Source organism: Pedobacter terrae (assembly GCF_036946585.1).
GTDB classification, from domain to species: Bacteria; Bacteroidota; Bacteroidia; order Sphingobacteriales; family Sphingobacteriaceae; genus Pedobacter; species Pedobacter terrae_C.
In genome coordinates this window covers 114101-128843 of sequence record NZ_JAQIIV010000006.1, presented here as the reverse complement: position 1 = coordinate 128843, position 14743 = coordinate 114101, and the positions used below count along the sequence as shown (strand labels likewise).

Sequence of the window (14743 nt, the reverse complement as noted above, 5' to 3'; positions counted from 1 at the left end):
TGATGGGTAAAATTGATGACGTCTGTTCTATATGGCATCCTGGAACATTTCATTTCCGGCAAGACGTTTCGAAAGGAAATAGTTTTCCTAAATGGAATTTTAAGTAAATCTCTTAGCATTATTATTTGGTTAGTGTTTTTAAATAGGGAGAAAAGTTTAATTTAATTCTCCTCCTCAATAAGGATTAGCTTGACGATGTATTAATGATCAACTTCAATTAAATGATTGCAGATGGATATATTATCTTTTGGTCATGTAAAGCCTTAAAAAGCTATTATGTTGGTGGTTTCATCCAATTGCGTTTTAGGGTCAATATTTTCTATAACCAGCACTTCTGGTCTGAATAATTTAAGTTCTGTATCGTTTACATTTTTTATCGGTAGATGCCATCGAAACCTACATCTCCTCACCTAATTATTTTAAGGAATTAATAGCGCAAGTCTGGTCTTGATAAATTTCTGGTTGACCTGTTATACATCCATAATTGCTGACAAATAAGAGTTTAAAAAGGCGATTCGCTCGATCTTCGTTATCTAACGAAATTTTAAAAAAGCCTTATTCTCTGTTTAATCAGCAAGCCACTGCTTAGCCATTAAAGAGCGCTTAGTTACTTACTGCCTAATGGAATTATAAATGGGTAAACTGAAATTTTAGCATGGTATTGATTTGACATTGCCGGCAGGTTTGTCGCATTTAGCGGGACAAGATTGCTTCGGCCTTCCTCATAGAAGTTGATCAATTGATTAGTCATTGTTTATAAGTTTTATTTGGTTAATCCAAACATAGCTCAAAAACGAGTTTAGCGGTTAGAATATTTGTGCATAAATCTGCTACAAATGTTCTATCACCACAAAACACTGATAAACAGCAAATTAACTTATAAAAAAATCAAATAATTATACAAATGGTTAAAATGTTTGTTTTAGTAAAACGTTTTTACCAGGGTAAAACAATCGATTGCATAATACTAACATGATCTAATTTTCCGCACTGGTGGTACTATCCGGCTTACGGTAAAGGTTTAAATATTCTGAAGGTTGCATGCCGAATTTTGTCTTAAAAGATTTGGCAAAATAGTTTGGAGTGGCGAAGCCCACTAGGTAGGCAATCTGTGAAATATTCAGGTCGCTTTTTATGAGCAAAGCAGCAGCCTTATCAAGTTTTACAGAACGGATATACTCTACTGGTGAAAGCCCTGTTAATTCCAGCACTTTGTGGTAGAGCGAGCCACGGCTCATCCCTACATTTTTGCTTAAATCTTCTACAGATAGTTGCGAGTTATTGATATTATCTTCAATGTACTTCAGAATATTCTTGAGCAATTTATCACCGTGCGATTCAACCAAAATATCAGCCGTTTCCATCTTGATTTGCTTGGTATAAGTGTTTTTCAAGGTACGGTTAAGAAGTAAAAGGTTTTTGATTTTAATATTGAGGATATCAATATTAAAAGGCTTGGTAAGGTAATCATTTGCGCCAATTTCAAGTCCCGTTAGCTGTTCCTGCTCTGCGGTAAGTGCGGTTAGCAGAATAACCGGAATATGTTTTGTTCTTTTATCTTCTTTTATTTTTTTACACAGCTCAATACCTGTCATATTTGGCATACTAATATCGCTTACAATAAGTTCAGGATGATTTGCCAGTGTTTTTTGCCAGCCTTCCTTACCATCGGCCGCCTCTACAATACGGTAATTCGACTTCAAATTATCTTTAAGGTATTCCCTAAGGTCCTGATTATCTTCTACGAGGAGAATAGTGTGTATTTCTGCGTCAGTTTCACTTAGTGCTTTATCTGATGCTTCCTCCTCAACCTGTAATGGGATTTCCGGACTAGAAAAATCAAGATTAAGTTTTTCGATGTGGTCTAACAGCGGCAAAGGCAGCGCAATCATAAAACGTGTACCCTTTCCAACTTCGCTTTGTAAATCGATCTTACCCCCCTGGATTTTGACGAACTCTTTGATGATGGAAAGCCCAATCCCACTTCCCTGGTTAAGAATGGATACTTCGGTATCCGCCTGAAAAAAACGCTCGAATACTCTCTGCTGCTCTTCCTCGCTAATGCCAATTCCGGTATCGCTCACGGTGATCAGAACAGTATCTTCCTGCCCCTCACACGGTGTTCTTTTCAAATCAACCGTAATTGTACCACCTGACGGTGTAAATTTAAAGGCATTAGAAAGCAGATTAAATAAAATACGTTCCAGTTTGTCATGGTCAAACGTTGTTGGATAGTGATCAAACTGGGTCTGGAAAGTAAGGCTTATCGATTTACGCTCGCTTAAATCATTGAAAGATTCGATTACATCGGCAATAAATGAAACCAGTTCGCCTGGGGCACTATTGATCTTGAGCTCATTTTCCTCAATTTTACGGAAATCGAGGATTTGGTTCACCAGGTTGAGCAGGCGACGGGCATTCCGTTTCACTATTTTAAGCGATGTATTTTTGGTCTCGTCTCCCTGCGAAAGCAGCTTTTCAACCGGTCCCAGGATAAGTGACAGCGGCGTACGAAACTCGTGGCTCAGGTTAGTGAGAAATTTAATTTTTAGTGAATCCAGTTCATGCAAGCGCTCGGCCTCTTTTCTATCCTGCAAAATCTGCTGCTCAATTTTTGTTTTCTCCTGCATCAGCGCAAACTTTCTTTCCAGGTTTTTGATACCCCGGTGGCGGATATACAGTAATGTACCGGCAATAGCAAGCAGGTAAAAGGCATAAGCATAGATGGTTCTCCACCATGGTGGATGCACAATTATCTTAATTGAAGATTCAGTTGTATTCCAAACACCATCGTTATTGCTTGCCCGAACATGGAATATATATTCTCCGGGATCAAGATTAGTATAAGAAACCGTTTTAACCGTACCTGCATCAATCCACTCTTTGTTAAAACCTTCAAGTTTATAACTGTAGCGGTTTTGTTCTGGCGCCGTATAGTTTACACTGACAAAACTTAGTGAAAAATTTTGTTTATAATCCAGGTCGATTTTTTTTGCAACGGAAATATGGTCAGTTATAGGTCCATCCTCGCTGGCCTCAATTACGTTATTGGAAATTTTTAGCTCGGTAAAAAGTACAGCAGGAACATTTTTGTTTTTTCTGAATCCGGCTGGGTTAAAGTAATTCATTCCCTCTGCCCCGCCAAAAAATATTTCACCATCCTTACATTTGAAGGCTGCACCTCTGATAAAATTATTATTTTGCACCCCATTGTATATACCGTAGTTGCTAAACTTTTGCGTTTTTGGGTCAAAACGACTAATCCCCTTATTGGTACTTAACCAAAGCTGTTGATTATCATCTTCTACAATCGCATTAATAACATCATTTGCTAAACCATTGCGTTCGGTAAAATTGATGAACTTATTTGACTTTTGATCCAATAAATTTAAGCCACCTCCTGCAGTGCCCACCCAGATGCGCCCTTTTGAATCTTCTAAAAAAGCCTGGACAATATCACCCTTTAGGCCTGAGTTAAGTTCGTTATAATGTTTTATGATGGTTTTATTGGCACTGATCATCCCTACGCCAGATCCATGAGAACCTATCCAAATGTTGGCAAAGCGGTCTTCTTTAATAAAACGGATATAATTATTAAGCGGAAATTTACGGTCTTTGGGCGATTGCTCTTTACTGATATACCTAAAAACAACCTTGTGATTAGCGTCCATCACATTAATGCCACCTCCATTGGTGCCCACCCATATCAGCCCGTTTTTATCTTGGGTAACGCAAAATACATCGTCAGAATTTAGGCCGGAATCTGTATTTGTTTTACGGTATGACGCCGCTTTGGTTAATGTTGAATCAAGCACAATTAAGCCGTAGCCAAAGGTACCCAGATAGACTTTCTTAGCTGAACTGACAAATAGCGACATCAGGGTTAAACGTGGCGGCAAACCCAATTTCTCTAAATTAACTTTGTGGAATAAGCCCGTATTTCGGTTGAAAATACTTAGTCCGCCCCCCTCTGTAGCTACATAGACCTCCGTACTGTTTTTTGCTGCAAATGAAGTTACTACTGGTGCATTTAAACCATATACGTCGAAAACATTGCTCTTAATGAGGTTAAAGAGGTTGAGGTTACTATCAAACTTATTGATCCCCTCCCGGTATAAACCCAACCAATAGATGCCCTGCTTATCAATATACACATATTTTACACTGGTTCCTCTTAGGCTGTAAGGATTCCGGGGGTTTGGCCGGTATACCTTTACTTTTTTTGTGACAGGATCAAAAACATTTAGGCCATCTTCGGTACCAAGCCATAACTGACCGCTTGGCGCTACCGCTATACTTTGTACAGTATTATCGCTTAGTGAATTGGTATCACCAGGAATATGTTGGTAATTGTCAAACCCCATACCATCCGATTTAAGCATACTTAAGCCAGAAGTTGTACCCACCCAGATATCGCCGTTACCATCTTCAGCTAAAGACTTTACCATGGTTCCTGCTAATTGCAGCGGTTTACCTGCTCCAGATCCAATCCGGATAAAAGATGAATTTTTACGGTTATAGAGAAATAATCCATCGTCAGTTCCCACCCACATTCTATGTTTGCTGTCTTCCATCATGATATTGATCATTGTTGGCGGAAGTTTACCAAACTGCCCGGCGGCAATTGGAAATTTTGAAACTCTTTTGGTGTCCGGATCAAAAACATCAAGTCCGGTATAGGTGGCCACCCATATTTTACCTAAATAATCGCTGGTGATATACCTGATCAGGCTGTGACTAAAACCCGTTGGGCTGTCTGAAGCACGATAGTTGACAAAAGCGTTTTTCCTTCTGTCAAAAAGCGCTAGCGAACCTCCACTGGTACCAAACCACAAGTTTCCCCTGCGGTCTTCATGAATGGCCTTGACCTCATTTGCCTGAATGCTGGTTGAATCATTTGCCTGGTATTTATAGGTGGTAAAGTTGGTGCCATCAAATTTATTTAATCCGTCTTCCGTACCAAACCACATCAACCCGTACCGATCTTTAAAAATTACGGTGATATTGTTAGAAGACAATCCATTTTTAGAGGTAAGCGAGGTGAAACGCAATTCGGGCTGTTGCGTTTTAGGCTGTGCAGCAACACCGCCAGCACTAAAAAGTACATAAATAAATAGAATTAAAGATAGATATGCAGACCTCTTAAGCATCATTTTGCGGTAATTAATTAAATTTCAACTCCAAAGGTGTAGAAAGGCTGAAAAATGCGCTAAAATCTAAAGACGATTCAAAATTATCTGGATACATGATTTATTTGGTTTAGTGGCGGTAAGTTAAAAAAACTAATTTGGTTCATTGCATCATTACCGGTTCAACAGTACTATTTTATTTATTTTCAGGCTAAAAATTAATTATTCCCTAAAATCAACAACGCCCCAATAAGCTTTTTTTCTTTGTAGGTTTTGATCAAAAAGCATAGGATAGTTTTTTCTTCCAGGTACCGGGTACTGATCAAGCCATGTAGAACGATCAGAAAGATTCCAGAAAGTTACACTACTGATATTCTTTTTAAACTCCCTGAAAATAGAAAAAACCCCTGCATATTTGTCAATCTGCTTTTTTTCGAGCACTGCTGTGAGGCTGTCTTGCTCACCTGGTTTCTTAGCCCTTAAATTTTTTTCCCATGGATAGATGGACATATCCAGTTCTGTAATCTGAATTTGCAGGCCGAGGGAAGCATATAGTTTTAAAGATTCCCGCAGTTCAGTATGACTTGGCTCAAAAATAGACCAATGCCCCTGCAAACCTACTCCGTGAATGGGCACCTTATTATCAACAAGTTTTTTCAGCATTTTATAAATCTTGGCTCTTTTTATAGGCCGTTCAGCATTATAGTCATTGTAAAAAAGCAATGCATCATGATCAGCTTCATGCGCATATTCAAAAGCCTTTGCAATAAACTCCTCTCCACAGATCTCTTTCCACAAAGATGGCCTTAAATATTGGTCATCTTCATCGCCGATTACTTCATTAACTACATCCCATGCATACACCTTTCCCTTGTACCGGCCCACCACGGTGGTAATGTGATCTTTAAGCCTCTTAAGCAACAGGACTTTATCAACCTGCCCGCCAGCACTGGTTTTAAAAATCCAGGCGGGTACCTGCTCATGCCAACATAGTGTATGCCCCCTTATTTTAAGCCGGTTATTTTGCGCAAAATTTACCAGTGCATCGGCTTCGGCCCAATTGTAAAAATCTTCACGGGGATGAATGGGTTGCATTTTCATGGCGTTCTCTGGCGTTATGCTATTAAATTCCTTTAACAGCAATGCACCCTGCTCGCCCTCAATGGTTCGGGAAGAAACCGCTACTCCAATGTTAAAGTAAGATTGATAATAATCTTTCAGGCCCAGGTTACTTTTTTTAGCTTTAGTATAACTGCCGCAACTGGGAAAAACTGCAAAAACAGCAATCGTAAATATGGCAATATGAAATTTGGTTGTACGCATGTATATTTGGTTGAATAGCAAAGTCGATTTTAACCTGATCACCATAGCGGAAAAATCCAGTAAATTTAGACCTAAGTAAATACACCAGCAGTCAAATTTGTTAAAACAATAAGAACAGATGTTCAAAAAAGCGCTAACTGGCTAAAATTGGTTAATTAATAACCCAATAAGCAGCCATGCCATCGTGTCATAAATTCATTACATGACATTTGTTTCCAAAAATTGACGATAAGAAGCTTGGTCAGCGTAAAAAACGTACGATTTTGCAACATTATCGCCTTACCTAATCAAATATGAGAAAACCGAACATCATCACCTATCTGGCCGTTCCACTACTTGTTGCGGGTATCATATTCAGTGCCTTTCAAAACAAGGAGCTTAACACCAAAGGATTGAAAGATTATTACCAGAAATATTTTCCCATAGGTGTAGCCGTTACCCCATGGGACCTTAGTGGTGATAAGCGAAATTTGATTCTGAACCACTTTAACAGCATCACAGCTGAAAATGCGATGAAAATGGGTCCGATACATCCCATGGAAAATGCCTATAACTGGAAAATGGCAGACTCTATAGCATCCTTTGCAAGGGCAAATGGATTAAAATTACGTGGGCATTGTTTGGTATGGCATAATCAAACCCCTCGCTGGTTATTTAAAAATGAAGATGGAAGTGCAGTCTCCAAAGAAACTTTATTAAAAAGAATTCAAGCGCACATTAACACTGTTGTAAGCAGGTATAAAAAAGAGATATATGCCTGGGATGTGGTTAATGAGGTGATAGCAGATGATTCTGCCTATTTCCGCAAATCGCCGCTATACCAGATCGCCGGCGAAGATTTTGTTGAAATGGCTTTCAGGTATGCCCACCAGGCCGATCCCAATGCTCAACTGTTTTACAACGATTACAATACAGAACAGCCATTAAAACGTGAAAAAATTTACAGGATGCTCAAAGGTTTATTGGCTAAGGGGGTTCCAATCCATGGGGTTGGATTACAGGGACATTGGTCTGTCAATAACCCAAGCCGGTCTGAACTGGAAAAATCCATCGCCTTATTTTCCTCGTTAGGACTTAAAATCCAGGTTACAGAGTTGGATGTATCGGTTTATAGTGGCCATCAGGGCGGAAGATTAATCCAGGGCAATACAAGTAGCAATACGGAGCAGTTTACGCCTGAAATGGAAGAAAAGCAGCTCCAACAATATAAAATGATTTTTGAAGTGCTGCGCAAGTATAAAGCCAATATAACAGGCGTAACCTTCTGGAATTTATCAGATCAGTACAGTTGGCTGGATAACCGTGGCCGGAAAAATTATCCCCTGTTATTTGATCAAAATCTGATGCCTAAAAAAGCCTTTTATGAGGTAACAAAATTTTAACTAATGCGATGGCTTTACAGTGTCGGAAAAATTTAATCAGACAGTATCCCTCGGGAGATCGTCATTCCTAACTTGATCCGATGGAAAACAAATAGATACAAAGAAAAATTCTTAGCGGTAAGCTTTTAGCAGCCCAATTATGAGAACACATAACTACCTTAAAAAATTATTTCTTGCCATCTTTTTCTGCAATTTCTGCGGCTTGGTCAACGCCCAGGAGTATCCATTTCAAGACTACAAGCTTCCGTTTGAAAAGCGGGTAGATGATTTGGTTTCCAGACTGACCCTGGATGAAAAGATTATGCAAATGCTAAACTCGGCACCAGCCATTCCCCGTTTCAACATTCTGGCATACGATTGGTGGAATGAAACCTTACATGGGGTGGCCAGAACGCCCTTCAAAGTCACTGTTTTTCCTCAGGCCATTGCCATGGCTGCAACCTTTGATCCAACTGCGCTTTATAAAATGGCCGACTATTCTGCTTTAGAGGGACGGGCTATTTACAACAAGGCCGTTGCCCAGGGAAGAACAAATGAACGTTATCTTGGCTTAACCTACTGGACACCAAACATCAATATTTTTCGTGATCCGCGCTGGGGAAGAGGTCAGGAAACCTACGGTGAAGACCCTTATCTGACAGGCACTCTTGGAGATGCTTTTGTAAGGGGCTTGCAAGGCGATGATCCCAAATACCTAAAGGCTGCCGCTTGTGCCAAGCATTATGCGGTACATAGTGGTCCGGAACCGCTTCGACATGTCTTCAATACTTCGGTAAGCGCTTTTGATCTGTGGGATACCTATTTGCCCGCATTTGAAAAACTGGTTACAAAATCGAAAGTTGCAGGCGTAATGTGTGCTTATAATGCTTTTCAAGGCCAGCCTTGTTGCGCCAATGATCTGCTAATGACTGATATTCTGCGCCGGAAATGGAACTTCAAGGGCTATGTAACCTCTGATTGCTGGGCGATAGATGACTTTTATAAAAACCACAAAACTCATCCAAATGCAGCAGCGGCCGCAGCAGACGCTGTTTTTCATGGAACAGATTTGGATTGTGGTACAGAAGCCTATAAGGCGTTGATCACAGCAGTAAAAACGGGCATTATTAAAGAAAAAGACATTGATGTTTCAGTAAAAAGATTATTTATGATCCGTTTCCGGTTAGGTATGTTCGATCCTTCTTCAATGGTTAAATATGCCAATACCCCTGCTTCTGTGCTTGAAAATAGCGAACATAAAGCACATGCCTTTAAAATGGCCCTCGAATCGATGGTGTTGTTGCGTAATGAATCACATACCCTACCTTTAAAAAAGAACCTCAAAAAAATCGTGATATTGGGTCCTAATGCAGATAATTCAATTTCGGTATTGGGTAATTATAATGGAACTCCTTCCAAAATTACCACCGTTTTAGCAGGCATCCGGGAAAAGGTTGGCAAACAGACCAATGTTGTTTACCAGCAGGCCATTTCATTTACTAATGATACACTTTTAAGTTACCTGGATTTAAACAGCGAATACAAAGTAAATGGCGTTCAGGGCTTTAAATCAGAATATTTTAATAATACTTCCCTTGAAGGAACACCAGTATTAACCCGGATAGAATCTAGATTAGAAAACAATTGGCAGGAAGGTGAAAAAATTGCCGATAAATTAACGGCCAACCATTTTTCTGCCAGATACAGCACCACATTTAAACCATCCATTACAGGGTCAATTACTTTTGAACTGAATGCGGATGACGGATACCGTTTTATGATTAATGGTAAAAACGCAATTGATTCCTGGTCCAGGAACCGATGGGGTGCTAAAACATATAAATTAGAGACTGTGAAAGATTCAGTCTACAATCTGGTTGTAGAGTACTGGCAAGGCGAAGGCAGTGCAAACATCCGCTTAAAAGCAGGTATCTTTGTAAAAACAGATTTCGATGCACTGACCAAAACCCATGCAGATGCTGATGCCTTCATATTTGTAGGCGGAATTTCTCCACAATTGGAAGGAGAGGAAATGCGGGTAGATTATCCTGGATTCAGCGGTGGGGACAGAACTTCCATCATGTTACCTGCCGTTCAGACTGCCTTGATGAAATCGCTCAAAGAGAGTGGAAAACCAGTAGTTTTTGTGATGATGACCGGTAGCGCCATCGCCATACCCTGGGAGGCTGAAAACATTCCGGCTATTCTGAACGCATGGTATGGTGGCCAGGCCACAGGTGAAGCTGTAGCAGATATTCTTTTTGGCGACTACAGCCCATCGGGGCGGTTACCGGTTACCTTTTATGCAAGTGATAAGGATCTTGGCGATTTCAGCGATTATAGCATGAGCAATAGGACTTATCGTTACTTTAAAGGTAAGCCACTATATGGATTTGGCTATGGACTTAGCTATTCTTCGTTTTTATATGAAAAGTGCATTGCGCCCGCAGTATTGAAAGCAGGAAAAGGAATGGAGATATCGGTTAGGGTTTGTAACAAAGGAAGGTTTAAGAGCGATGAAGTTGTTCAATTGTACCAACTCAACAGTCAGAAATCCATCAAATCAGCAACAAAGGCTTTAAAAGGCTTTAAACGCATCAGTCTTGAACCTGGAGAAAGTAAGCTGGTTAAATTCAGCTTAACAGCCGATGATCTCGCTTATGTTGACCAAAATGGTTCAAAACAATTCTACCAGGGCAGTATTACATTAGCCATCGGCGGCAGTCAACCAGATGAACTCGCCACGAAAAGCGGAAATATTATAAAAAAGGTGATCAGAGTAAACTAAGCGATAATGAAGGTGACTAATCTCCGTCCCTGCAATAAAACAATGAATAATAGCTACAAAACAATGATAATGAAAGAACTAAACCAAAAACACCTTAAACTCACATTCCTATTTTTCCTGTTATTCAACTTGGTTAAAACTTCTTTTGCCGATGACCATATTGCCAGCCATCGGCACCTTGCAGATCCGGCCACGCTCGTGTATAATGGAAGGGTTTACCTATATGCCTCAAATGATGATGACAATACTGATGATAAGGATAGTGGTTACAAAATGAAATCAATCGTTTGTATTTCAAGCAGCGATATGAAAAACTGGACCGATCACGGTGTGGTGTTTGAGGCACCACGTGATGTAACCTGGGCTACCAGAACCTGGGCACCTTCGGTTATTGCCAGAAACGGTAAAATTTACCTTTATTTTGGTAATGGAGGTTCAGGAATCGGCGTAGCTACATCCTCCTCTCCCATCGGACCATTTAAAGATCCATTGGGCAAAAAGTTAATTGATAATGAAACTCCTGGTGTACAACCTGCAAAAAACATGTGGTTGTTCGATCCGATGGCCTTTTTAGACGATGACGGACAGGCCTATTTATACTTTGGCGGCAACGGTGAAGACAATATGCGGGTAATTAAACTAAATGAAGATATGATCAGCGTGAACGGTCGGGCAAGCTCCTTTCATGTACCCGCTTTTTTTGAAGCTTCATGGATGCATAAGCGAAACGGCAATTATTATTTTTCGTATTCTTCTAACCCTAAGGCAGAAATGAGGATTGATTATATGATGAGCAAAAATCCAACCACCGGATTTGTTTACAAAGGTGTTATTGGCGCACAGCCACCCAATAATAACAACAATAATCACCAGGGCATATTTGAATTCAAAGGAAAATGGTACCATGCTTATCATAACAGACTTGTAGCTATAAAAAAGGGAATTCCTCCGGTTTACAAGCGGAATTTGGCTATTGAAGAGTTAAATTACAAGCCGGATGGTTCGATTGTTCAGATCACTTACACCGCAAATGGTGTAACGCAAATTGGTTCAGTAAATCCTTACCAACGCAATGAGGCCGAAACCCTGCAAGACCAGGATGGGATCACGACCAAAAATACCGCTGATGGCGGGATGCTGGTTTCAGGTATGAAAAAGAATAACTGGATCAAAATTCAAGGTGTAGATTTTGGTAAAAAAGGTCCGAAGCTTTTTTGCGCTAAAATAGGCGACCTTTCACCAGGTACAAGCCTGGAAGTACGCGCAGGCAGTTTAGATGGAAAACAAATTGCAAAACTGGTTTCAACTGGTAAACAGACATCTGGTTTACAACTACATACCGGAAAAGCGGAACCCATAAAGGGCAAACAGGATCTATATCTTGTGGTATCTGGTAATAATGCGGCTAACGGAATTGATATCGACTGGTGGCGTTTTGAGTAGCGTTAAACATTCAGGTATTAACATCAATAAGGGCAAAAAGATCTAGCCATAGTGGCCCAGAATTGGATCAAATATATCACGCATGACTATAAAAGGAAAAATGGTATCTATTAAAGGGATAATTATTGCTGCATTGCTGGTGCTAAACCACGCCACAATATTAAAGGCCGAAGATGGCAATGCCCTGTGGCTTCGAAAGCATTCGGCGGTAAAAGTTACTGTTTCCAGCACAATCCGCTCCGCTACCATAGATCTTACCATAGCTGAACTTAGAAATGGCTGGCTGGGTAAGGAGAATATGACGGTTAAACTTAACATAAGCAGAAATCCATCGATCAAAGGTGATGGATTTCAATTGGAAGAAAACGTTATCAACGCCCGTACAGAATTGGGTTTATTATACGGTGCTTACGAATTATTGAGGCGCCAATACCTTATCCTGCCGCAACGCAATGTTATTTCCAATCCATCCTACTCCAGAAGAATCCTCAACCATTGGGATAATTTGGATGGCAGCATTGAAAGAGGTTATGCCGGAAGTTCGATCTTTTGGGGCAATACCGCAAATGGATTAGATATCACAAATCAAGACCGTGAAAAGTGGAAAGCCTATGCCAGGGCAAATGCATCAATTGGCATTAATGGTGCTGTTTTAAACAATGTAAATGCCTCTGCAAAAATACTTACCCGGGCTTACCTGGAAAAAGTAAAGGCAATTGCAGAAAGTTTGCGCCCTTACGGCATAAAAACCTATTTATCGGTTAATTTTTCATCGCCCGTTCTTATCGGCAAATTAAAAAAGGCAGATCCTTTAGACCCTCAGGTTAAACAATGGTGGAAAGATAAAGCAGCGGAAATTTATAAACTCATCCCTGATTTCGGAGGATTTCTGGTTAAAGCAAACAGCGAAGGACAACCCGGCCCGCAGGATTATGGAAGAACCCATGTGGATGGTGCGAATATGTTGGCCGATGCCCTGGCACCCTTTAGTGGCATCGTGATGTGGCGTGCCTTTGTTTATAATCCATCGCCTGAAGACAGGACCAAACAAGCCTACAAGGAATTTTTACCGCTGGATGGCGCTTTTAAGAAAAATGTAATTTTGCAGGTTAAAAACGGTCCTCTTGATTTCCAACCCAGAGAACCTTTCAGCCCATTATTCGGCGCGATGTCGAAAACACCAGTGATGCCTGAATTCCAGATCACCCAGGAATACCTGGGCGCCTCCAGGCAATTGGTTTTTCTTTCTACTTTATGGGAAGAATGTTTAAACAGCGACACTTATAAAAATGGAAAAGGCAGTACCGTAGCCGCCTGCACCGATGGCTCACTAAGCAAAACAGATTTTACCGCCATTGCAGGAGTGGCCAATATAGGCAACGATATCAACTGGACCGGACACACTTTTGCCCAGGCAAACTGGTATGCTTTCGGACGCCTGGCCTGGAATAACAAACTCGAAAGCAAAACGATTGCGGAAGAATGGATCAAACAGACTTTTCTTGATAAAGAAAAGAAAACCGACGCCAACTTTGTTGAAATCACCCAACAGATGATGCTGGAGAGCAGAGAAGCAGCTGTTGATTATATGATGCCATTGGGTTTACACCACATTTTTGCAGAAGGACATCATTATGGTCCGGCACCCTGGTTTTCCAATGATAAAATTCGCCCCGACTGGACCTCTGTTTATTACCATAAGGCAGATACAGTAGGAATAGGTTTTGATAGGACCCGCAACGGAAGTGATGCCGTTGATCAATATCATGAGCCATTAAGCTCAACCTTCAATAGCCTTTCCAGCTGTCCGGAAATGTATCTGCTCTGGTTTCACCACGTGCCGTGGTCTTACCGATTAAAAAACGGAAAGGATTTATGGACGGAACTCTGCATCCGATATGACCATGGCGTTCAAAAGGTGAGATCTTTTCAAAAAGACTGGGATAAAATAAAAGGATCGATAGACAGTGAACGTTTCTCAGAAGTGCAATCTAAACTGCGAACGCAAAGCAGAGATGCCCAAATTTGGAAAGATGCCTGTTTACTTTATTTTCAGCAGTTTAGCAGAAGGGAAATTCCATTTGAAATGGAGCGCCCCATTCATGATCTTCAATCACTAAAGGAACTGACCAAAAGCAGGGATTACCAGTAGAAATATCAATATAGAATTGTGTCCCTAAAGATTATTTCACACCTCAAGATTGTCATTTCGAGCGAAGTGCAACGCAGTCGAGAAATCTATTTCGATAGATTCAAGCGCAGAAAACTCAACGACACTAAATCCATCCAAACCGTCACCCTGGGGGGTATTTATTTTTTAAAAATCAATATGATTGACGTACAATTGTTTTCTTTAGTCCTATGGCGCAGTCTTGCCTCGGCTCACCGCCGCCGAATGGTTCTTACTTTTTGGCATCAAAAAGTAACAAAACCGAGGCATTGCCGAGCTCATTAATACCAATAAAAACAATAGACAACCATTAATAAAATGCCGGCTGAAAATTTTTCTTTCAAAGCCAGTAATAGGGCTCGGTCAGTGGAGTCCGAAAAATTTGTTAGGCCGGTTTTAAGTAGAACGGAGATGCCGTGCTTTGGCCTGAATATACGGAATACATAATGCCGCAATCCACTCATTATAAGTAATTGTAAATAGCATCAATGGTCGCTCATTTCGGGATCTTTCAGTCGGGATGAAGATC

Annotated in this window: 6 protein-coding genes; 4 read left to right on the top strand and 2 right to left on the bottom strand. The window is 40.6% G+C overall.

Annotated features, from left to right (window positions below; genetic code table 11):
• Window positions 1-977 precede the first annotated feature (977 nt).
• On the bottom strand, window positions 978-5153 hold the full coding sequence (locus PGN18_RS11200) for a hybrid sensor histidine kinase/response regulator transcription factor (protein WP_335319579.1): 4176 nt from the start codon (window positions 5151-5153) through the stop codon (window positions 978-980).
• 198 nt (window positions 5154-5351) lie between these two features.
• Window positions 5352-6452 carry an endo-1,4-beta-xylanase gene (locus PGN18_RS11195; protein WP_335319578.1) on the bottom strand — a complete coding sequence of 367 codons (1101 nt, stop codon included), beginning with the start codon at window positions 6450-6452 and terminating at the stop codon, window positions 5352-5354.
• A 293-nt stretch (window positions 6453-6745) separates the two neighbouring features.
• Here PGN18_RS11195 and PGN18_RS11190 point away from each other — a divergent pair, with 293 nt between their 5' ends.
• The 4 genes from PGN18_RS11190 (at window position 6746) to PGN18_RS11175 (ending at window position 14196) form a co-directional block, all read left to right on the top strand.
• A complete protein-coding gene (locus tag PGN18_RS11190) occupies window positions 6746-7834 on the top strand; it encodes an endo-1,4-beta-xylanase (protein WP_335319577.1) in 1089 nt (362 codons plus the stop codon).
• A 139-nt stretch (window positions 7835-7973) separates the two neighbouring features.
• Window positions 7974-10601: a glycoside hydrolase family 3 protein gene (locus PGN18_RS11185; protein WP_335319576.1), complete on the top strand. Its 2628-nt coding sequence runs from the start codon at window positions 7974-7976 to the stop codon at window positions 10599-10601.
• A gap of 69 nt (window positions 10602-10670) precedes the next feature.
• The gene (locus tag PGN18_RS11180; protein ID WP_335319575.1) at window positions 10671-12044 is read left to right on the top strand and encodes a glycoside hydrolase family 43 protein; all 1374 of its coding nucleotides are present in this window, start codon (window positions 10671-10673) and stop codon (window positions 12042-12044) included.
• A gap of 82 nt (window positions 12045-12126) precedes the next feature.
• Window positions 12127-14196, top strand: coding sequence for an alpha-glucuronidase (locus PGN18_RS11175; RefSeq protein WP_335319574.1), 2070 nt, complete (start codon window positions 12127-12129; stop codon window positions 14194-14196).
• Window positions 14197-14743: the final 547 nt, after the last annotated feature.

Excerpts from the sequence above, each read along its gene's own strand:
- PGN18_RS11180 (WP_335319575.1), top strand. The coding sequence starts at position 10,671 with ATGAAAGAACTAAACCAAAAACACCTTAAACTCACATTCCTATTTTTC.
- PGN18_RS11200 (WP_335319579.1), bottom strand. The coding sequence starts at position 5,153 with ATGATGCTTAAGAGGTCTGCATATCTATCTTTAATTCTATTTATTTAT.
- PGN18_RS11190 (WP_335319577.1), top strand. The coding sequence starts at position 6,746 with ATGAGAAAACCGAACATCATCACCTATCTGGCCGTTCCACTACTTGTT.
- PGN18_RS11195 (WP_335319578.1), bottom strand. The coding sequence starts at position 6,452 with ATGCGTACAACCAAATTTCATATTGCCATATTTACGATTGCTGTTTTT.
- PGN18_RS11175 (WP_335319574.1), top strand. The coding sequence starts at position 12,127 with ATGACTATAAAAGGAAAAATGGTATCTATTAAAGGGATAATTATTGCT.
- PGN18_RS11185 (WP_335319576.1), top strand. The coding sequence starts at position 7,974 with ATGAGAACACATAACTACCTTAAAAAATTATTTCTTGCCATCTTTTTC.